Annotated in this window: 19 protein-coding genes and 1 tRNA gene; 10 read left to right on the top strand and 10 right to left on the bottom strand. The window is 43.3% G+C overall.

Translation table 11 applies throughout. From position 1 onward, the window contains the following. Positions 1–48: 48 nt before the first annotated feature. The gene (locus GSY63_RS08055) at positions 49–2,646 is read right to left on the bottom strand and encodes a zinc-dependent metalloprotease (protein ID WP_166585287.1); all 2,598 of its coding nucleotides are present in this window, start codon (positions 2,644–2,646) and stop codon (positions 49–51) included. 98 nt (positions 2,647–2,744) lie between these two features. Next, positions 2,745–3,947: an aspartyl protease family protein gene (locus tag GSY63_RS08060; protein ID WP_166585288.1), complete on the bottom strand. Its 1,203-nt coding sequence runs from the start codon at positions 3,945–3,947 to the stop codon at positions 2,745–2,747. A 102-nt stretch (positions 3,948–4,049) separates the two neighbouring features. Here GSY63_RS08060 and GSY63_RS08065 point away from each other — a divergent pair, with 102 nt between their 5' ends. Together GSY63_RS08065 and GSY63_RS08070 are read left to right on the top strand one after the other, a co-directional pair. Further along, a complete protein-coding gene (locus tag GSY63_RS08065) occupies positions 4,050–5,375 on the top strand; it encodes a D-alanyl-D-alanine carboxypeptidase/D-alanyl-D-alanine-endopeptidase (protein WP_166585289.1) in 1,326 nt (441 codons plus the stop codon). 4 nt (positions 5,376–5,379) lie between these two features. Continuing rightward, a complete protein-coding gene (locus tag GSY63_RS08070; protein ID WP_166585290.1) occupies positions 5,380–5,796 on the top strand; it encodes a hypothetical protein in 417 nt (138 codons plus the stop codon). Positions 5,797–6,137: 341 nt separating this feature from the next. Here GSY63_RS08070 and GSY63_RS08075 read toward each other — a convergent pair. Then, a tRNA-Asp gene (locus GSY63_RS08075) sits at positions 6,138–6,252 on the bottom strand. Positions 6,253–6,405: 153 nt separating this feature from the next. On the opposite strand from GSY63_RS08075, the gene GSY63_RS08080 reads away from it, so the two are divergent. Next, entirely contained in the window at positions 6,406–6,882 is a 477-nt protein-coding gene (locus GSY63_RS08080; protein ID WP_166585636.1) for an Lrp/AsnC ligand binding domain-containing protein, read from the top strand. 1 nt (position 6,883) lies between these two features. Here the strand turns inward: GSY63_RS08080 and GSY63_RS08085 are convergent, their stop codons facing one another. Continuing rightward, positions 6,884–9,124, bottom strand: a complete 2,241-nt coding sequence (locus GSY63_RS08085; RefSeq protein ID WP_166585291.1) for a Tex family protein — start codon at positions 9,122–9,124, stop codon at positions 6,884–6,886. A 201-nt stretch (positions 9,125–9,325) separates the two neighbouring features. On the opposite strand from GSY63_RS08085, the gene GSY63_RS08090 reads away from it, so the two are divergent. After that, on the top strand, positions 9,326–9,547 hold the full coding sequence (locus GSY63_RS08090) for a hypothetical protein (protein ID WP_166585292.1): 222 nt from the start codon (positions 9,326–9,328) through the stop codon (positions 9,545–9,547). Positions 9,548–9,640: 93 nt separating this feature from the next. On the opposite strand, the gene GSY63_RS08095 is transcribed toward GSY63_RS08090, so the two are convergent. The 4 genes from GSY63_RS08095 to GSY63_RS08110 all read right to left on the bottom strand — a co-directional run bounded on the left by GSY63_RS08095 (position 9,641) and on the right by GSY63_RS08110 (position 14,394). After that, on the bottom strand, positions 9,641–10,819 hold the full coding sequence (locus GSY63_RS08095) for a DUF1624 domain-containing protein (RefSeq protein WP_166585293.1): 1,179 nt from the start codon (positions 10,817–10,819) through the stop codon (positions 9,641–9,643). Positions 10,820–11,154: 335 nt separating this feature from the next. Continuing rightward, positions 11,155–12,093 carry a hypothetical protein gene (locus tag GSY63_RS08100; protein WP_208094491.1) on the bottom strand — a complete coding sequence of 313 codons (939 nt, stop codon included), beginning with the start codon at positions 12,091–12,093 and terminating at the stop codon, positions 11,155–11,157. A 120-nt stretch (positions 12,094–12,213) separates the two neighbouring features. After that, on the bottom strand, positions 12,214–13,197 hold the full coding sequence (locus GSY63_RS08105) for a pyruvate dehydrogenase complex E1 component subunit beta (protein ID WP_166585295.1): 984 nt from the start codon (positions 13,195–13,197) through the stop codon (positions 12,214–12,216). Positions 13,198–13,869: 672 nt separating this feature from the next. Then, entirely contained in the window at positions 13,870–14,394 is a 525-nt protein-coding gene (locus tag GSY63_RS08110) for a GNAT family N-acetyltransferase (RefSeq protein WP_166585296.1), read from the bottom strand. 75 nt (positions 14,395–14,469) lie between these two features. Between GSY63_RS08110 and GSY63_RS08115 the strand changes: the two genes are divergently transcribed. Further along, positions 14,470–16,899, top strand: coding sequence for a prolyl oligopeptidase family serine peptidase (locus GSY63_RS08115; RefSeq protein ID WP_166585297.1), 2,430 nt, complete (start codon positions 14,470–14,472; stop codon positions 16,897–16,899). A 70-nt stretch (positions 16,900–16,969) separates the two neighbouring features. Here GSY63_RS08115 and apaG read toward each other — a convergent pair whose 3' ends face one another. Beyond that, positions 16,970–17,356 (bottom strand): Co2+/Mg2+ efflux protein ApaG, encoded by a 387-nt coding sequence (gene apaG, locus GSY63_RS08120; RefSeq protein WP_166585298.1) that lies wholly within the window; start codon positions 17,354–17,356, stop codon positions 16,970–16,972. A 46-nt stretch (positions 17,357–17,402) separates the two neighbouring features. Beyond that, entirely contained in the window at positions 17,403–18,395 is a 993-nt protein-coding gene (gene dusB / locus GSY63_RS08125) for a tRNA dihydrouridine synthase DusB (RefSeq protein ID WP_166585299.1), read from the bottom strand. Positions 18,396–18,439: 44 nt separating this feature from the next. Here dusB and GSY63_RS08130 point away from each other — a divergent pair, with 44 nt between their 5' ends. The 5 genes from GSY63_RS08130 to GSY63_RS08150 are packed head-to-tail and all read left to right on the top strand — an operon-like array spanning position 18,440 to position 21,286. Then, on the top strand, positions 18,440–19,384 hold the full coding sequence (locus GSY63_RS08130; RefSeq protein ID WP_166585300.1) for a CPBP family intramembrane glutamic endopeptidase: 945 nt from the start codon (positions 18,440–18,442) through the stop codon (positions 19,382–19,384). Then, positions 19,365–19,577, top strand: coding sequence for a putative signal transducing protein (locus tag GSY63_RS08135; RefSeq protein ID WP_166585301.1), 213 nt, complete (start codon positions 19,365–19,367; stop codon positions 19,575–19,577). The genes GSY63_RS08130 and GSY63_RS08135 overlap by 20 nt, the downstream gene beginning before the upstream one ends. Further along, positions 19,574–20,383: a phosphatidate cytidylyltransferase gene (locus GSY63_RS08140; RefSeq protein WP_166585302.1), complete on the top strand. Its 810-nt coding sequence runs from the start codon at positions 19,574–19,576 to the stop codon at positions 20,381–20,383. The genes GSY63_RS08135 and GSY63_RS08140 overlap by 4 nt, the downstream gene beginning before the upstream one ends. Before the next feature lie 25 nt (positions 20,384–20,408). Next, positions 20,409–21,071 (top strand): phosphatidylserine decarboxylase family protein, encoded by a 663-nt coding sequence (locus GSY63_RS08145; protein ID WP_166585303.1) that lies wholly within the window; start codon positions 20,409–20,411, stop codon positions 21,069–21,071. Between the two features lie 32 nt (positions 21,072–21,103). Then, complete coding sequence (locus GSY63_RS08150) at positions 21,104–21,286, top strand: hypothetical protein (protein WP_166585304.1); 183 nt, start codon at positions 21,104–21,106, stop codon at positions 21,284–21,286. Positions 21,287–21,607: the final 321 nt, after the last annotated feature.

Below are 21,607 nucleotides of genomic sequence, written 5' to 3' on the forward strand. Positions count from 1 at the left end.
CTGTAGCTATTAAGGCTACAGGGGTTACTTATTTGGAGCGTTTGTTTATTAAAACTCTGTTTCAGAAGGCTGCTCTGCATCCTGCACACCACGCATCGGCATTGCAGCCGGCATGTTTATTACAGGTTGAGTTGGGTTCAGCGTTTCTTTAATACGAACATGCAAATCAGCATAGTGTGCCGCAGTAATAGCGTCGCCACCTTTTGGCAGGCTTGCGTCAATACGTTTAAGTTCGGCACGAACCATTGGTTTAATATCAGATAGTGCTGTATTAATTGGAGTTAAACCCATAGAGGCTAATTGCGCTGGTGATGCACCCGGGAAGCTTCTGCCTGCATCTTCGTTCAATAAACCCTTCAATTGTTCAATGTAGCCACGTTGCAAGTTTCGTTTAAATGCATCAGGTTTACCTGCCGGGAAGATTCCAACACGCAGATCATCAAACAAACCAGCCACAGAATAAGCGGCTGCTCCGTTTTTATTCTCGTTATCAAACATGCGCGCTAAACGATTTGACGATAACACAGCAGATAGCGTGCTTACCTGCACAGCTTTAATGCGGTTAAGCATTACACCATTATCAAATTTGCTGAGCTCTTCGTTGTTAATTAACCAGGTTGGCGTGGTAAACAGTTGCTGGTTTAAAAAGACAACCGCATCATGTTGCAGGCTTTTAGGTATAAACGTATAAACAGCGCCTTTTTGATCGTATGTTTTAAAGTTCTCACTCATACCGCCAATGTTAGTGGTTACATGGCCCATGTAGCGGTTGTATTGAGTTAAGATCTGGGTGTACATTTCCTGTAGGTCATCGTAATCTTCACCCTTTTGGAAAGTCCATTTCTCTAGGTTTGGTAATATGCGTTTTAAGTTAGCAATACCATAAGTGCTTGCTTTCATGGCATTGTCGCCCAAATCTTCATTTTGCAAACGAGGGTCAATGCTGGTGCCTTGACGGCCGTAGTAGTACAGTGGGTTACCGGCGCGTTCTTTAGTCCAAACATTTAAAGCTTCTTTTTCCTGCTCTACAGTTTTATTACCCGGAAACCAGGTATATCCCCATTTAATAGCCCAATCATCGTATTCGCCAATTTGTGGGTACAGGTGGGTTACACCGTCGCCAGGTTGCGCAATGTAGTTAAAACGAGCATAGTCCATTATTGACGGCGCGGTACCATGTTTGTCCGTAAACTTCTTTGATCTTAATGAATCAACCGGGTAAGCGTAGCTCGAACCAAAGTTGTGTGGTAAACCCAAGGTATGACCGATTTCATGTGATGACACAAAGCGGATCAGCTGGCCCATTTGCTCGTCTGTGAATTTAGGAGCGCGGGCGTTAGGATTAATGGCTGCTGTTTGCACCATAAACCAATCATGCACCAGGCTCATTACGTTATGATACCAACCTACATGGCTCTCCAATATCTCGCCAGTACGGGGATCCGAAATATGCGGGCCGTAAGCATTTTGCACATCCGATGCAAAATAACGTACAACGCTGTAGCGTGCATCTTCTGTACTAAACTCCGGATCTTCCTTTGCAGTTGGAGCGGGTTTACCAACAATTGCATTTTTAAAACCAGCGGCCTCAAAAGCTTTGTTCCAATCGTTGATACCCATTATCAGGTAAGGCACCCATTTTTTAGGGGTAGCCGGATCGATGTAATATACAATCTGTTTTTTAGGTTCTACCAGTTCGCCGCGGGCGTAAGCAGCCGGATCTTTAGGCTCCAATCTCCAACGGTGTATGTATGCTGTAACTTCAGATTTGTGCGCTTCGGTACCGAAATCTGTTTGTCTTTGACCAAAAAATCCAACACGGGCATCCATCAAGCGTGCTTTCATTGGGGTTTTAGGCAATAACAACATCGAAGTGTTCAATTCGAAGGTAATGGCAGCAGTAGAGTTATCCGTAGGCGACTCCATTGATCTGTATGTTTTAAGCGTACGCACCTCTGTATTTATCGGGAAGCTTTTTATAGTATCGATGTACGAACGGCTGGCATCAACCGCGGTAATTTTGTATGCTTTTTTAATTTGATCAGGAATACCTGTAGCAGCAATATCTCCGTTATAAAAATCGGTAACATCGATCAATACACCGGTGGTGTCTTTGTTGTAGGCTTTAACATCGAACGAAGCCAAAACAGCATCGATGTTTGAGTTCTTAACAGCATCGTACATATCGGTTGTACTATCTGCTTTGATGCTGTAGCTCGGTACGCGGATCATAATCTGCTTATCGTGGCGCTCCCATTTCCAAACCTGGTCGTTAACCTCTTCGCCTCCGTATTGCGATCCGAAAGTTTTTAAACGCGCCGGTGTTTTAACAAAACGGGTTACTACCAACATTTCGCGGTTTATTAACGAGTCGGGAATCTCATAATAATATTTTCCGTCTACTTTGTAAGTGGTAAATAAACCTTTATCGCCTTTTACCTTACCGGTAATAATATCGCCGAATTTTTTGATCCCCTCTTTTTTAGGGCCGCCACCTAAGGTAGCTACAGCGGTAGAACCGCCGGGAGTAGATGTGGTTTTTAGAGTTACTTGTTGGGTAGCATGCTTTTTTGATGCGCATGAGGCCGCAAAAACGGCCGCAGCGATCAAAGATGCGTACACACCCTGATTTAGTTTCTTGTTCATTAGAGTTGTTTAAATTAATCTGGAAGGCTAAAAATATAGATTTGGAAAGACTTGTTACTACAGAGCTACTCAATAAAGTTTTATGTAACAATCTTTTTTCAAATGCGGCGCTTCAGAGTGATGATATAGCGGTAGCGTTTGTTATTTCGAAATATATCGAGGATCAAGCTTCTGTCGGCACCCGATTTAAACATATTGTCTATGTCTTGTATGCGCATTTCGGCCACGGGTCTAAAATTAATCGCCAATATGGCATCATCTCTTTGCAATCCGGCCATATCCCCCGCCGACCCTGGCTCTACACGATTAATAATGATGGCCTTCAGATCGTCGCCCGCGGCAAAATATTCGAGGCCACTCATATCGTGTTCGAAGGCTTTGCCAAAGTCGTTACCGGGCTTTACATACATAGCACTATTTGTATAATCAATAATCAGCGTAAAGCGTTTTAAAATACCCAAGCCTAGGTTGCCATCCCTTGGCACAAGTCTGGGTTCATTTTTTGATGTGTCCGTCAGAGTAAATGATGTGACTACATTTTTAAAGGAGTATTTGCCAATGTCAATCCTATCAACCCTGCTTATAAGGCCCGTGACTGGCCCTGTTAAGCCCACGCCCAGATTACCGACTATAAATTTTTGCGGTAGTGTATTATTTTTTACCATGTTTTCGAGCATAAGCGGATGCCCGGCGCCGAGATCTATAATCAACTTGGCCTTCTTCTCAGTGTTATCAGCCAGCTTAACCCACGTTTGCATATAGGGCTTCCCCTCCTCAATGGTAATGGGGATTTTATATCCGCGTTTAAATTCTTTTAAATAACCCGGGCGGGCAACCGTCATGGTGCTGTCGAAAAAGTTAAACTTAACTGCAAGGCCATTGAAAAAATCATAGCCAATAAGTCCCTGTATAGACATACCGGCGTAATTAGACAGCCCAAAATGATCTTTCTTCAGTATCGCTGCCGAGAGGTTTTGTCCTTTTATTCCGTTGATATTAAAGTTAAGCCCCGAACTTACCGTTGCATCAAAATCGTCGCCAGTACCCAGGCCCGATAGTTTAATGAGACGCTTGCTTTGCAAGCCAATAGAATCGGCAAGGGAAGGGTCGGTAATAATGATGATGCCAACCCCGCTATCTATAATAAAATTGTAGGGCCCTTTACCATCAATGGTGGTTTTTACCACCACCATATTGCGTATCATTTTAAATGGTACGCTTATTTTTTTCTTGTTGGCCGGCAGTTCAAAGAATTGCGCTTTGGCTCCTGCTATGCTAATGGCAAAAACTAAAACAAGCATACAGGCCCGCAGACGCGATATATTACAAAGGTTAAATAACAATTTATGGTTATAATTGGAAGTTAAAATTACATAAACATATACCTTAATAACAAATATTATATGCTGCAAAAACCGCTTAAATGGCTGACGCTTACCTTTTTCATTTGCCTTACGCTAAACATCTGTTATGCTGGTGGTATCAAGAAACGCAAGATCAAAAAGCTTTTTAAACAGTCTGCCTTATTTAATACTCACTTTACCGGCTTTGCCTTATATGATATTGATGATCAAAAAACAATTTATGAACTAAATGCCGATCATTATTTTACCCCGGCATCTAATACTAAACTGTTTACGTTTTATACTTGCTTAAAGATGCTTGGCGATTCGATCCCCGCTTTACGCTACGCAACTCAGGGCGACTCCCTGTTTTTTTGGGGAACAGGCGACCCATCTTTTTTGCACTCCGATTTAAAAGGTACTAACGCTTACGCTCTCTTAAAAAATTCAAACAAAAAATTGTTCTTCTGCTCAGGCCAATATCAAAACGATGTTTACGGTGCCGGCTGGGCCTGGGACGATTACAATGACTACTACCAAGCCGAGATTAGCGAATTACCAATCGAAGATAACCTCGTTAATATTTATACCGACGCCGATGGAAAGTTGCAAACAAGTCCCAGCCGCTTTAAACAGTTTTTAACCTTAGACAGCAACTACCACCCCTTTCGTTACAAAATAAAACGAGATTTTTTGCACAACACACTTATCTACCCGGCAATGCCTGCTCCGAAAGGGTTTAGGCAATCTGTGCCCTGGCAAACGAGCCCGGGTTTAACAAGAGAGCTGTTGGAAGACACCTTGCACAAAACCGTAGAATGGTTTAAGAAGCCTTTACCTGCCGATGCCAAAACTATCTACAACACAAATGCCGATACAGTTTACCGTCACATGCTGCAACCCAGCGACAATTTTATTGCCGAACAATTGTTACTCGTATGCTCGGCAAAGAAGTTCGGGTATCTGAATTCTGACTCGGTAAGAGAGTATTCCGTTCGAAACTATCTGGCCGATCTGCCTGATAAACCGCAATGGAATGATGGATCGGGCCTATCAAGATTAAATCTTTTTACACCAAGAAGCATTATCGTGTTGTTGAATAAAATATTGAGCGAAGTAAAAGACGAGCAGTTATTGCATAGTATGCTGCCTGCCGGCGGCGTTACAGGCACATTGAAGTCGGCCTATAAAACGGATAATGGCCAGCCCTTTGTTTGGAGTAAAACTGGCTCTTTATCAAACAACTATAACCAAAGCGGCTATGTAGTAACCCGCAAGGGCCGCAGGCTTGCTTATAGTTTCATGAATAATAATTATATTGATAGTACCCGAACTATTCGCGACGAAATGGCTCGGGTGATTACTTATATTCACGATAATTTTTAACCTTATGAAAATTGTTCCTGTGCTGGTAATTGCGCTGGCCCTTACAGCTTGCAAGTCTCAAAAAGAAACCCGTGTTAAATGCGGCAGCGTAATTTGCACCAACGAGTTTGTGATGATCCCCGTTAATGTAATTGCTACCAAAAGCAGCGCAATAGAATTTAAAACCTACAAAGTAATTAACCTGGCTACCGGCAAGGAACTCAAAAACACTGGCTGGGCAGGCAAAACAAACCCCAACACGGTTATTGTAGCCGACGATGGCCACCGCCGCGATTTTCCCGAAAAAGGTGCCGATCTACAGTTACAGGTAATCCGGAAAGACGACCGCGTTGTTAAAGTGGACTACAAAGTTTCGGGCGGACCATGCTCATGCCATGTGAGCAAACTAAGCGGGCCTGATGAAATAGATCTGGATCAATAATTAGTTTTGAAGGAGTGAGTTGCGAATTAGTGAATGGCAGCTCTTGCAATTCCTCAGTAAGCCTATTTATTGTTGGCTTTAGTAAACAAGCTTATTTGAATCACTTCAATCAAACAAATTCGCATTCCATTTTACAACATTTCTCGTTTTGGTTTCAAATCACAGCGAAAATTAAGTGCGTTCTATAAATTCTGACTGAAACAACCTATTTTAAGGGAAGCAAACGATTTAGGTTCTTCTCGGGGCGTCATTCACCCAAACAAAAACCCCTATATACAGCAAAGCCCCTGATGGGCAGGGGACTTTTACTAACCAATTATAAACCTAAATTATGAGAAGAGCTGTTGGGGAAGGATTCGAACCTTCACAGAGTGGTTAGTCAGCCGAAACTGATTTCCCAAATTCTCCGCCACCGGGACAAGGAGGTGTGTCTGCCAAAAATTTCACCACCCAACATTGTATTTTTGTTTTAAGAACGAGCTGTCATTTCCGACTTGCTTGATACAAATTTAACTGCAAGAATGATTTCTTGCAAATATTTCAACAAAAATATTTTATTTTTATCTAAAATTTAATTAGACTTGTGATTAAATAATGAATTCAAAATTTATGCCCCACAAAAAAGCTCAAAATTTAGAAATTGATAATCTCGATATTCAGATTTTATCAATATTGATGAACAATGCGACAACTCCATACACGGAGATTGCAAAGGAGTTAATTGTATCGGGTGGCACCATCCACGTGCGGATGAAGAAATTGGAGGAGATGGGTGTAATTAAAGGTGCCAGCCTCGAAGTTGATCCTCAGAAACTGGGTTTTGACATTACGGCCTTCTTAGGTATATACCTGGAAAAAGGCTCGCAATACAATGAAGCCGTTAAACGCCTTAAAGAAATTAAGGAAATTGTTGAACTTTATTATACCACGGGCAGCTGGAGTATCTTTGCCAAAATTGTTTGCCATGATACCACCCACCTGCGCGAAGTATTAAACGAGCGTATACAAAGCGTACCTGGTATACAACGTACCGAAACCTTTATCTCTTTAGAAGAAAGCGTAAAAAGGCAGATTAGTTTAGACTAACCTACCTGAATTTATTTTTTAACGCTGCAAGCTTACTTTGCATATCCATCTCAGGCTCCCTTTGTTGTGGTTTAGCCTGGGGCTGTGATGCTTTTTTCGGTCTGTTTTCTGATGGTTCTGCAGATTTCATTGATAATGAGATCCTTTTACGATTTACATCAACCTCGGTAACCGTTACCATTACTTGCTGATGTACTTTTAATACTTCGTTAGGATCTTTTATAAAACGGTTGGTAATCTGGCTCAGGTGTACCAACCCATCCTGGTGAACGCCGATATCAACAAAGGCTCCAAAGTTGGTAATATTGGTTACGATGCCCGGCAGCTTCATTCCTGTTTTTAAATCATTTATAGTATTGACGCCTTCGGTAAAGCTGAAGGCTTCAAACTTCTCACGGGGGTCTAATCCCGGTTTGGCCAACTCGGCTATAATATCATTTAGGGTTGGCAAACCTACGGTTTCTGTAATGTACTGTTTAAGCGGGATGCTGGCGCGTAATTTACTATCGCTCATTAAATCGCTTACAGAACATTTCATATCCTTAGCCATTTGCTCAACCAAAGCATAACGCTCAGGGTGAACAGCGCTTGCGTCGAGCGGGTTTTCCGCGTGGCGAATGCGCAGGAAGCCTGCAGCCTGTTCGTAAGCCTTATCACCCAAGCGGGCTACTTTTTTCAGTTGCTCCCGTTTTTTAAATGCTCCGTTCTGATTACGGTAGTCTACAATATTTTGCGCCAGTTGTGGGCCAAGTCCCGATACGTAGGCCAGGATCTGCTTAGAAGCGGTATTCAATTCAACACCTACTGCGTTAACGCAACTGATCACGGTGTCATCCAAAGATGTTTGCAATTTATTCTGATCAACATCGTGTTGGTATTGGCCAACACCTATCGATTTGGGATCTATCTTTACCAGCTCTGCCAACGGATCCATTAATCTTCGACCGATTGACACCGCACCCCGTACGGTAACATCCTGCTCAGGAAATTCCTCACGGGCCACATCAGAGGCAGAGTAAATAGAAGCGCCGCTTTCATTTACCATTACCATGGTGATGCCGCTTAGGTTCAGGTTCTTTACAAAAAGCTCTGTTTCGCGGCCGGCTGTTCCATTGCCTATTGCGATGGCCTCGGTTTGATATTTCTCTACCAAGTGACGCAATGTTTTCTCGGCTTCCTTCTGCTGGCCGGCGCCCGTGTGCGGAAATATTGCAGTATACTCCAGCAGCATTCCCTGCTCGTTCAATACAACTACTTTGCACCCCGTACGGAAACCCGGGTCAATGGCAATTAATCGTTTCTGCCCTAGTGGTGCAGCCAGTAGTAACTGACGTGCATTCTCGGCAAATACGCGGATAGCTTCTTCGTCGGCTTTCTTTTTAGTAAGCAGGCGAATCTCTGTCTCCATTGATGGTTTTAGCAGGCGTTTATAGCTATCGCCAACAGCCAACTTAACCTGGGTTGATGCGGCGTTATTGCCCGTTACAAATGCGTTCTCTAATAAATAGATAGCATCCTCTTCCTGTGGCTGAATATCGAGATACAGGATCTCTTCCTTCTCGGCACGACGCATAGCCAGTACACGGTGCGATGGCGCGGCCGACAATGGCTCGGTCCAGTCGAAATAATCTTTGTATTTAATACCGGCTTCTTCTTTACCCGGAATAACCTTTGACTGGAAAGTTCCTTTGTTTAAAAACAGCTCACGCATTTTGGCGCGTGCCTCTGCGTTTTCGCTGATCACCTCGGCAATGATATCCCTTGCGCCCGCTAATGCCTCTGCGCTGTTGTTTACGCCTTTCTCGGCATCGATATAAGTCGCAGCGTCCAGTTCCGGATCACCTTTACCTTGCGCCAATAGTAAATCAGCTAAAGGTTGTAAACCTTTTTCGCGGGCCACGCTAGCGCGGGTTTTACGTTTAGGGCGATATGGCAGATAAATATCTTCCAGAGCCACCATCGTTTCGGCCTCGTTCACGAGTTTCTCTAGCTCCGGTGTAAGCTTGCCCAGTTCGGTCAACGATTTAAGGATGGCTTCGCGGCGTTTATCGAGCTCGCGCAATTGCAGCACACGGTCGCGGATGGTAGCCACCTGCACCTCATCGAGGCTGCCGGTAAGCTCTTTACGGTAACGCGAAATAAATGGTACTGTAGCGCCCTCGTCAAGCAATCCAACCGTAGTGGCCACCTGTTTAGAGGAAATAGAAAGTTCTTGCGCTATCTTAATATGATGATCTAACATTTGGGGTCAATTTTAAAAAATGCAAAGTTGGGCGTATAAGTACAGAAGTCAAAATTATTTTTACGTTAAAATAGTGGGAAGGGTTGTCCCCATGGTTGTCGGTTGTCTGCTATCAGTTGCCAGTAAAAAACTGTAAAGTTCGAGCTTATTTTCTGACAACAGACAAGCGACAACGGATAACCAATCTTATCTTTGCCATCAATGGATCAGTACGCACAACGAATGTATGAAATGAAGCTCACGGATATCTACAACAACTCGAGCTGGATACCCGATGAGATTTCTTTGCCTGATTTTATAGCGCTCTTCCCCGTAGAGTTTAAAAATGATGTAGCCATCCGACCCGACAAACCGAAAGATTTTGATTTAGACCGAGATACTTATTTGGCGATAATGGTTGCTTTTAGGCAGGCGTTTAGTTGATTGGGACGTAAGGTTTGCAACCCATATGGTGGATGCTCCTGGTATAAAAGTTTAAGCGTAGACGCTTAAACTGGCGGTTGTAAGAACTTTCCTCTACAAATAACTCAACCACCAATCCTTCCGTCGCTCCTTCACTTTCATAAACCAGCGGCAAGGGAAGTATAGAATAAACACAATGATGATCCATATCAAATAGATCACTGGCAAATCGAAACCCCAACCTTTAGGGACACTCATGCCCGCCTCTTGTAATTGTTTTACCGTGAAGCCCAGAGATAACGCAACTATAACCTGCGATACATGTACCAGGTAAATATGCGGCACATAGTAAAAGAACGGCACACGGCCGTATACCGTAAAGATTCGAGTAAGCCAATTGTTGGTATACTCTAAGCCCGCAAGTGCTAGTATGGAGATACCAAGCGTCATGAGCAGATAAAGCAGCGATGGCGGGTATTTCTGGCATTTAATTACCGCCAGTATGTTTTTCCACCATACATGCTGCTGCTCCCAAGGGAAAGGGTCGCCATAAATGTTAAACACGCGCAGCACCAGAAAAAGTGCCAGGCAGCCTAATCCTATTTTTACAAACAAAGCCTGCCTTGCATGAGGCTCCAGTTTAAAGAAGGTGCCGAACCCGTAGCCAGCAGCCATTACGCCAATCCACGGAACAATTGGATAGAGCAAGAAAGCACCTTCGTATTGATTGATCTGATAAAAGCCCTGCTCGTGCAGTATCAACCACACTAATTGGAAATGGCCAAGGGAGCTCGACTTAATACTATCCAGTGAATTATGCCCGAAGATGAGTATCAAGCCAATTATGGCAATAGTACCGGGTTTGAGGTTGAGCCATATCAAGAAAGCTAAAAACAGCATGCTGCACGCGATAGCCCATATTACCTGTGCAAACAGCATATGGAAACCAACATCTAAAGTCCATCCAAATTCGATAATAGTAAACTCTAACAACAACAACCACAGGCCCCGCCTAAGTAAAAAGCCCGCAGCAGCATTTTTATTAGTTCGCCGGGATAATGACAGGAAGGCACTTGTTCCCGATAAAAAAACAAACGTCGGAGCGCAGAAATGCGTTATCCACCGGGTAAGAAAAAGCCAGGGTGTGGTTTTACTCAAATCGAGCGGATCAAAGGGCACATTGGTATAAAAATCACGCACGTGGTCGAGCGCCATGATCACCATGATTATACCCCGAAGGGTATCTATCGACCGGATCCGTTGTTTAACTGCGGTGGTTAGGGTTGCTTCCATAATATTCAGGTAATTGAATATAAGGATATTATGCAATATGCAAGGGGCTCCTGGGTGATTTATTTATGGTGAAGATTGTTGTTGATATACCAGATCATGTAAGTTTATTGAGCCAGGCAAGCATTTCTCAACATAAATAATAATCAGTTTTCACTAGGACAGGTGCCGGAGTTTTATGTTAGCCAGTGGATGTACTTTCTTTTTTCTCTCAAAAAAGAAAGTACCAAAGAAAAAAATATTGGCTGCTCAATTTTCTATTTAATGGATGTGCCGGGGTATGTAGCTATCCGAAAATGTGTTTTTTTACCGGGAGACCCTTAACCGCCCAAATAAAATTATTTGCTCACAACCCAATTACCACTCTTGTCATAAGCCAAATAAAACCAATGCTCACTTGAAAATACAACTTGCGAACTCGCGTTTTTGATTGTTATGCTATATTTTCTGAAATTATTCTGCGACAGTGAACGATAAAATGTTTCCGGTAACAAACAAAATCCATATAAAGGATTGGGAGCCGTATCATAATCCCAAAACAACTCCGTGCTGGTGCCGAATTCAGATCCGTCATAATTTACCACCCGGCCGTCAATTTCGGTAAGGTTGCCCTGCGTAAATTTGTACAGTAAAGTTTGAGTCCCTCTCCAAAAAATCTTAGTTACGCTCTTTTGTAATATACCTTTGCTATCGTAGGTAAACACAGTAGTATCTAAAGGCACTTTGACACCCGAGCTATAAGTAGTAACCTTTACCAATTTCTTCCCGGAGAAGGTCAATGTTGCAGGATCTTGTTGCGGCGTGCCCCAAAAAGGATCTCCGAAATTTTTTTTAGAAACTACAACCGAATTTTTTGAATAGTCTAAAGTATCTCCAAGTTTTTTAATAAAAAAAGCACCTGAATATCCTGTGGCTGAGGAAAGCGAAAGCCACAAACCAAGCTTTTTTGTTAGATGACCCTGTGAATCGTAGCTCAACCTCATAGAATCAGCTTCGAAAGGGATATCTATTCCGTCAGTAAAACGATTCCAGGTTGGCTCTATAATGTCCTTATAAGAAATGCTTTTAATCTTCGATGTTGGAAATATCGCACTTTCATCTATTGGTGAATCTATAGAATCTTTTTTGCAACCCGTTGATATAGACAATGCAAATGAGATTGCAATTAAAATAACGCCAAAAAATGAGAGTCGGCTTGGTTGAATTAGCATTTGTGATAAGGCTTTCTTCAAAAATAGCAAATATTTTAAATTCACTGGAATAACCAGCAAATTCAAGCCGCTGTACGTCAACTTACTAACAAATAGGCTGAAGCAAACCATTGAAAGAACTATAGGCAATTAGCAAAAAAGGCTCCCGGTAAACCGGGAGCCTTTTTAATATCAGCAAGTTCCTAATTACTTAGTAACGTACATTACTTCTTTAACCGCTTTAATTACGCGTTCTGCATTTGGCAGGTATTCTTGTATTAAAGTTGGTGCGTAAGGCAATGGCACGTCGCCACCCATAATACGCAGGATAGGTGCATCTAAATAATCAAATGCATCTTTTTGTACTTTAAATGCTACCTCTGTTGCGATAGAACCTAAAGGCCAGCTTTCTTCTACCAATACCAAACGGTTAGTTTTCTTAACAGAATTGATAACGGTAGCGTAGTCGATAGGGCGCACGGTACGTAAGTCGATAACCTCTGCGCTGATGCCTTCTTTTTCAAGTTCGGCAGCAGCAGCGTTAACCACTTTCATAATTTTACCAAAACCTACTAAAGTTACATCAGTACCTTGTTTGGTTACATCGGCTTTACCAATTTCAATATAGTATTCGCCATCTGGCACCATACCTTTATCGCCATACATTAATTCCGACTCCATAAAGATAACCGGATCCGGATCAAGGATAGCTGATTTTAATAAACCTTTAGCATCTGCCGGGTTTGATGGCACAACCACTTTTAAACCAGGGCAGTTAGCATACCAGTTTTCGAAACACTGGCTGTGTTGCGAGCTTAGCATACCTGCATTACCAGTTGGGCCACGGAACACAATTGGAACCGAGAACTGGCCACCGCTCATCGAGTGGATCTTTGCCGCAGCATTGATGATCTGGTCGATAGCCACCAGTGAAAAGTTAAACGTCATGAATTCGATGATCGGGCGCAGGCCGTTCATAGCCGAACCAATACCGATACCGGCAAAGCCTAATTCAGAAATTGGCGTATCGATTACTCGTTTAGCACCAAACTCATCAAGCATACCCTGACTAACTTTGTAAGCACCGTTATATTCGGCAACTTCTTCACCCATCAGGTATATTTTATCATCCTTGCGCATTTCTTCGTTCATTGCTTCACGAAGCGCTTCTCTGAACTGTAGTTCTCTCATTATGATCTAAAAATATGATATTTTAAGCAGCGCAAATATATGCAATGCCAAGTGAAAAACAACCACCCCGCCGGATATTGTAATGGCTTTGTTTCATTTGTAGGTCATTTCGGGGGTAATAGGCTTTTAAGGCCATTGAAAGTAGTTATTAAAGCATAGTACCTGGATGTTTTGCAAAAGGTTTAAGAAGTGAAATGTATAAATAAGGCCATCCCCAGTAAATAAGGTTATTCTGTATATAAAATATCTGGGCGTTGCCTTTGGCCGGGCTATCCGCTCATACTGCACAGGCATTAGCCACATGGCCTGTATCCGCTCCTATCCCTAACGCAAGCTTCCTATTTGCTTTTTACCTTCTCTCGTTTAGCTGGCAAACAGCTTCGGCTAAAAGCTATACCATATTGTTATGTAAAAGATATGAATCTGCCTTCGATTTTAACGAGCGGTGGCCCAGACAGAAAAGCGGGGCCGAGCATTAGACTGTGCGGTGGAGCTTTTTTCTGTCTTGTTTTTTTGGCCCCTTTTGGGTCAAGCCAAAAGGAACTAAGCCCCTGCGGCTATGAGCAGACTGCCTTTAATATTAGCAAGCACGGTTTAGCTAGCACAAACTTTCATAAATTGGAAATTGCTTTCTACCAATTACAAGCCCACCTATCACCTTGATTCCTGATTCTAGACTCTTGATTCTTTGTTAATCCCATAAACATGCTCATCCATCACCACGCCATCTTTAATAACAGATTGCTTAATGATCCCTTGCTGTTCAAAACCGGCTTTCTCCAACACGCGCATAGATTTGGGGTTTCGGCTCAGCACAAATGCCAGGATGCAGATTACATCTAATTGCTCAAAAGCATAGTTGGTGATTAGCTGCACGGCTTCGGGCATAATGCCCTGCCCCCAATGCTGCTCGCTAAGCCAATAGCCAATCAGCGGGGTTTTGCGATAAACATCCTGCCGAAATTCTAGGCCAATCCCTCCGGCCACTTCACCATTAATTTCGATGGCAAAATTTACCACTGGGTTTTGGCTAAGCTTACTATTGATAAAAGCGCCGGCATCCGCCAGGGTATAAGGGTGCGGAAAACGATCTAACAAAAACCCCGAAACGTTTCTGTTATCGGCATGCTTTTGTAAAGCTGCCATGTCGGTTTTTTTCCAGGTGCGGATGGTGAATTTGGAGCCTTCGATAAGCATTTGTAACAATTAAATGGTTAAAAGTAATGATATTGGCTAACTCTTTAACTTGCATCTCTAATTAATACGGGCTATATGAAAAAACTCTTTACTTTATTGCTTTTAGCGGCTTGTGGTAGCACTTATGCGCAAACCACAGAGAAGCTAACAGTAGAAAAAATAATGCGCGACCCTAAGTGGATGGGCACCTCGCCATCTAACGTCCGCTGGAGCGATGATGGTAAAAAAATATACTTTACCTGGAACCCCGAAAACACAGATCGCGACCAGTTGTACAGCATCACGACAGGCGACCTTAAGCCACAGAAAGTAAGCCTTGAAGAGCGTAAAACTTCGTTGCCCGGTAACGGCACCTGGAATAAAAAACATACCGCAAAAGCTTTTGAACGTAATGGCGATATCTTTTTTTCGGATGTTAAAACAGGTAAAACACTTCAGCTTACCAATACCACCGACCGCGAAGCTAATCCCGTTTTTAGCGGAGACGAAAGCCGGATACTATTTATAAAAGGAGATAACCTATACTCGGTTAAACTGGGAACTGGCGAACTTGCCCAACTTACCAATTTTACACATGCAGCAGGCGCAGCTACAGCAACAGTCGCCGGAGGGCGGCGCGGAGGAGGGCCAACCCAGGGTGGCGCAGCAACGGCGCAAACTGGCGCAACCCAGCAAGACCGTTGGCTAAAAGTCGAGCAGGTTGAACTTTTTGACGTAATTAAAGAAAAGGATAAACTAGATAAAGAAGATGCAGCAGACCGAAAAGCCTCTCAACCAAAAAAACTAAAGGACATTGCCGTTGGCGATCAGGTGGTATCTTCGGTACAATTAAGTCCGAACAGCCGCTATATTACTTACCGACTTATAAAGCAACCCGAAGGCACCAAGACCACTATTGTACCAAACTATGTAACGGCATCGGGTTATACAGAAGATATTGCTAACCGCACTAAAGTAGGTGCCCCACAGCCAACCTCACAAACGTTCGTATTCGATACGCAGCGCGATTCGGCTTACGCGATCGGCACCACCGACATCCCTGGCATAAAGGATCTGCCCGATTATGTAAAGGATTATCCAAAACAACTGGAAGAACGCACCAAACGCAACGAGGACCGCAAGGTAAACGTGCACGGCCCGTACTGGAGCGAGGATGCCAAAAACGCTATCGTGGTTGTAACGGCCCAGGATAACAAAGATCGCTGGATTATGAAACTGGATCCGGAAACCGGCAAGCTCAGCATATTAGACCGCCAGCGCGACGAAGCCTGGATTGGTGGCCCAGGGATTGGCGGCGGTGGTTACTCTGGCGGTAATGTGGGTTGGGTAGATAACACTCACTTTTACTACCAGAGCGAGGCCAGCGGCTATTCGCACATCTACATAGTTGATGTTGCTACCGGCGCAAAAAAACAGTTAACCAGCGGCAAATGGGAGGTACAATCGCTCGATTTATCGAACGACAAAAAGACCTTTTATTTTATAGCCAATATCGAACATCCTGGCATTACTAATTATTACCGCATCCCGGTTACAGGAGGCACCCCGGTAAAATTAACAACCATGAAAGGTGGTAATGAGGTAGAACTTTCGCCCGACGAAAAATGGCTGGCCATACGTTACTCTTATTCTAACAAACCTTGGGAATTATATCTCCAACCCAATAAAGCCGGGGCAAAACCCGTGCAGGTAACCAATTCAACAAGTGCAGAATTTAAGGTTTATCCTTGGCGCGATCCACAGGTTATCAGTTTTAAGAACCGTTATGGCAGCGACGTTTATGCGCGTTTGTACGTGCCAACAAATGCCGATCCGGCTAAGCCCGCAGTAGTATTTGTGCACGGTGCGGGTTATTTACAAAATGTGCATTACTACTGGAGTTCCTATTTCCGGGAGTATATGTTTAACAACTTGTTGGCCGAGCAAGGTTATACCGTATTAGATATTGATTACACCGGCAGCTCGGGCTATGGCCGCGACTGGCGCACCGGCATCTATCGCCACATGGGAGGCAAAGACTTGACCGATCAGGTTGATGGCGTGAAACTATTGGTTGAAAAATATGGCGTAAATCCTAAACACGTGGGCTTATACGGTGGGTCATACGGTGGTTTTATTACCCTGATGGCCATGTTTACCGAACCGGATGTATTTGCGGCCGGCGGTGCCCTGCGTTCGGTTACCGACTGGGCGCACTATAACCACGGCTATACCGACAATATTTTGAACGAGCCTTATAATGACGAGAAAGCCTACAAAGCAAGTTCGCCGATCTATTTCGCCAACGGCTTAAAAGGCAACCTGCTGATGGCGCACGGCATGGTAGATCAAAATGTAAATTTTCAGGATATTGTTCGTTTAACCCAGCGTTTAATAGAATTACACAAAGAAAACTGGTCGCTTGCCCCTTACCCGGTAGAAGATCACGGTTTTGTACAACCCAGCAGCTGGACGGATGAATATAAACGCATTCTTAACCTGTTCGACACTACGTTGAAGAAATAAGTGTTGGCTCTTAAGCAAAAAGCCCCCGATAAAAATCGGGGGCTTTTTAATATCGATCGAATTTCTTCTGTTAGTTCATTCGGTATGGTGCAACCATATAAAATTGTGGTATCTGCACATCGAACAACGAATTGTCGAGCAAACGCACCATTTGATATTCGCCTTTCATGCTACCCATATCACTTTTAAGGTTACAGCCCGAAATGTATTCATGCGAACTGCCTGGTTCTATAACAGGTTGTTCCCCTACTACGCCCTCCCCTTCTACTTCACGGTGTTCGCCGTTCGAGTCAAAGATTTCCCAATGGCGGCGCAGCAACTGTACAGTCGTATCACCTAAGTTCTCGATGTTTATTTTGTAGGCAAACATATAATGGTCGCTTGCCGGGTTCGAATATTCTGGTTGATATTGTGTTTCTACAGAAACTTTTACACCATCTGTAATTGTGGTAACCATGTCCGTAAAGTGTTAGCGCTCAAATGTATTGATCCTCAATCAATAATCAAGCCATCTCTGTAGCATATGTGTCATGAATTTGCCCTAAAATTTCTTCAACCTCCGCCATGTCGGGAGCTTTAACCAATCTCATGCGAAATTCCTTGAAATTTTCAATGCCTTTGAAATAGCTCGCATAGTGGCGGCGCATTTCAAAAATCCCTGTTTTAGGGCCTTTCCAGGCAACAGATTTCTCTAAGTGGGTACGGCACACCTTTATACGCTCGGCAATTGTAGGGCCTTCCAGATGTTCGCCGGTTTTAAAATAATGTTTAATCTCGCGGAAAATCCAAGGGTAACCAATTGCTGCACGACCGATCATCATACCGTCAACTTCGTATTCCATACGCCAGGCGGCTGCTTTTTCGGGCGAATCTATGTCCCCATTACCAAATATCGGTATCTGAATTCGTGGATTCTTCTTTATATCGCGTATTAACGACCAATCGGCTTCGCCTTTGTACATTTGCGCGCGGGTGCGGCCATGTATAGTTAAAGCCTTAATGCCGATATCCTGCAGCCTTTCGGCTACTTCGTAAACGTTTTTAGTATTATCGTCCCAGCCTAAGCGGGTTTTTACGGTAACAGGTAAATGAGTAGCGTTCACAACGGCTTTGGTCATGGCCACCATTTTATCAATGTCTTGCAGTAAACTAGCACCCGCGCCACGGCAGGCAACTTGTTTAACAGGGCAACCATAGTTAATATCCATCAGGTCGGGGCCTGCCAATGTGGCAATCTCCGTTGCTTCGCGCATACTGTTAATATCACTGCCGAAAATCTGGATACCAATCGGACGCTCGTACTCAAAAATATCCAGTTTCTGACGGCTTTTTGCCGCATCACGGATCAAGCCCTCCGAAGAGATAAACTCGGTATACATCATATCCGCACCGTTTTGCTTACACACATAACGGAACGGCGGATCACTCACATCCTCCATCGGTGCCAGCAGCAGCGGGAACTCCCCTAAATCTATATTTCCTATTTGTACAGACATGGCTTATCTTTAAGCGCTACAAAAATACAAATTTATTAACCAATATGACAGATTCGGGCTACAGCCAAATGCGACCAAGTTTTCAATTTCTACTATTTATTGCAGTTACCTTAGTCACATTATTAGTTGGCGCACTGATTGGGATGGGAGTTGTAGCTTTAATTTACGGCACAGATACAGTACTGAACATTGGCCAGCTTAACATTAACACACCAGCCGAAATAAGCGGCTTATGGGTAATGCAATTTGTAAGCACAACCCTGCCTATATTGGTTATACCCGTTTTTTACGCCTATGTAGTGGTAAAAGAACCGCAACCATATCTCAAATTAACCACCAAATTTTCGCCGCAATTATTGGTGCTTGTGTTTTTTATAATGTTTATGTCGATGCCGATAATGGAGCAATTAAGCAACATCAACGAGCGCCTGGTATTACCACCTTTTTTAAAAGGAGTTGAAGACTGGATGCGCGCAGCCGAGCATCAGGCAGAAAAAGCGACAAACATTTTACTTAAAATGGACAATGTTTGGGACCTGATTAAGGCCGTTTTGTTTGTTGGGGGGCTCACGGCGCTGGTAGAAGAGCTCATGTTCCGCGGTGTACTGCAAACCATTTTTATTCGATGGACACAAAATCCACATGCCGCAATATGGATAACGGCAGCTTTATTTAGTGCTTTTCACATGGAGTTTTTCGGTTTTTTACCGCGTTTGATGCTTGGAATATTTTTCGGCTATTTTGTATATTGGAGTGGCAGCATCTGGACATCGGTATGGGCGCATTTTGTTAACAACGGCACTGCGGTTGTTATTACCTATTTGTACCAGCATAAAACAATTAAAGTAAGCCCAGACGATACCCATGTATTTAGTTTGGTGGGTTATGTGTTTAGCATAATTATTACCGTACTTTTGTTAATTAATTACCGCAACATTGCACTTGCTGCACGCAGCAACATTACATCTGATGGAACAGAACTGGATTAAAATTTTTACCTCCACTAATTTTTTTCAGTCGGAAATGGTTAAGCAAATGCTGATAGAAAACCATATCGACGCCGTACTCCTCAATAAGCAGGATTCATCGCACCGTAACTTTGGCAATATCGAGGTCTACATCCATAATGGCGACTTCGCGCAAGCGGTAGAAATTATGATCCTGAATCAAATTAATATATGAAAACACGCGCCATTACAGGCTTTTTCTTCATCATTGTTATGCTGGCCTCCGTTTTATTGGGGCCTTATGTATTTACCAGCTTTTATTTGTTGCTAAGCATTTTATGCCTGCACGAATTTTATAAACTTCTTCGCCAAAGCAACCTTAGCCCCAATTTGCCAGTAGGTTTGCTCAACGGGGTGTATATTTTTATAGCTGTAGCCTTAACTTTTTATTTGCAGCCGCCAGTTAGCCACAAATTGTTACTGCTCATTACCATAACATCGTGTTTGGTATTTGCTACCGAGCTTTATAAAAAATCAGAAACACCTTTTACCAATATTGGCTTCACTTACCTGGGTTTGATATTCGCCGTGGTGCCTTTTTGCTTTTTCCATGCATTGGGCTTTATCGGTACCTCATTTAACGGGCATTACCCAATGGCATTTTTGTTGATGCTCTGGGCTAATGATACAGGGGCCTATTTAACCGGCCGCTGGTTGGGCCGCACCAAGCTTTTTGAACGCCATTCGCCCAAGAAAACATGGGAAGGTTTTTTTGGCGGCGTAGCCATAGCTGCCCTGGTTGGTTTTATCATCAGCATTTATTTTCAAGAATTGCAATGGCGGCAATGGGTTTCGATAGCCATCATCATTGGCTGTGTAGGCACAACGGGCGATCTGGTAGAGTCTATGTTTAAACGCAGCCTCAATATTAAAGACAGCGGCGGCATACTTCCGGGCCATGGCGGCCTGCTCGATCGCTTCGACGGCTTGTTGCTTTCGGCGCCAATTGTATATACTTACCTGTACTTCATAACAAATTAGTAATTTCGCAGAAAATTAGTTTTAGATGACTTTTCATAAAGAAGGATATACCTCCCTTGCGCTATGCGTACTGTTTATCTTTGTATTAAACGCAGTAATACAATTTTACTATCCGCAAGCCTTTGCCCTTAAATGGTTTATTTACATTTTATCGGCACTGCTGTTCATTATCATTGTTCAGTTTTTCCGCAGCCCAAGCTTTGAGATCAATGCCGACGAAAAAACGGTGTTGTGCCCGGCAGATGGCAAAGTGGTTGTAATTGAAGAAACCGAAGAAGGCGAAGTATTTAAAGACAAACGCATCCAGATTTCGGTATTTATGTCGCCGGTTAACGTACACGTAAACCGTAACCCAATTGGTGGCGTGGTAAAATATTTTAAATATCACCCGGGTAAATATCTGGTGGCATGGCACCCAAAATCGTCAACCGAGAATGAGCGTACCACCATTGTGATCGAAAACAGCAAAGGTACATCGGTATTATTCCGCCAAATTGCGGGTGCGATGGCACGCCGAATTGTATGGTATGTAAAAGAGGGCGATAAAGTTGATCAGGGTCAACAATTTGGCTTCATAAAATTTGGTTCGAGAGTAGATATTTTTTTACCTTTAGGTACTAAGGTTAATGTAAACCTTGGCGAAGTAGTAAAAGGCGGCCGTACCGTGCTTGCCGAACTAACCGCTTAATTAGGGCTTTTAACAACCAATAAAACCAAACGATGAGAAAACTTACTTTAGCAATGGCTTTAGTTTTTTCTTTAGCCGCCACAAGCTCATTTGCACAGGCAGATAAAGACAAAGGCATGAAGTGCACCCCGGGTAAATCTTGCGGCAAAAAAACAACTAAAGAGACTTCGACCAAAACGGTAAAGAAAACCGAAGAAGTTAAAAAAGCTGCTTAATAGCATCTCGTTTTAAGATCTTAAATGAAAGCCTTTCGATATTTCGGAAGGCTTTTTTGTTTCGGTATTTTACCGAACGGTGGTGCAGTGGTGCAAAGTTCCACATGCACCACTGTGTTCCTACTTAAAAGTCATTTTGTTTTATGTGAAAATTTAATCAGCTGATATATAACCAATTGCTAAACAGCGCGCAGTTTTAAACAATATCGATGCACCACTTTTGCCGACTTTCAAGTCATTTTATAGTGGTCATAGATCGTTATTGGTGGGTTAGCGTTCCAGGAAATTCAGCCCATGCTTCCGTTGCGAGTCCCGACGAAT

This window comes from Mucilaginibacter agri (assembly GCF_009928685.1).
GTDB lineage: Bacteria > Bacteroidota > Bacteroidia > Sphingobacteriales > Sphingobacteriaceae > Mucilaginibacter > Mucilaginibacter agri.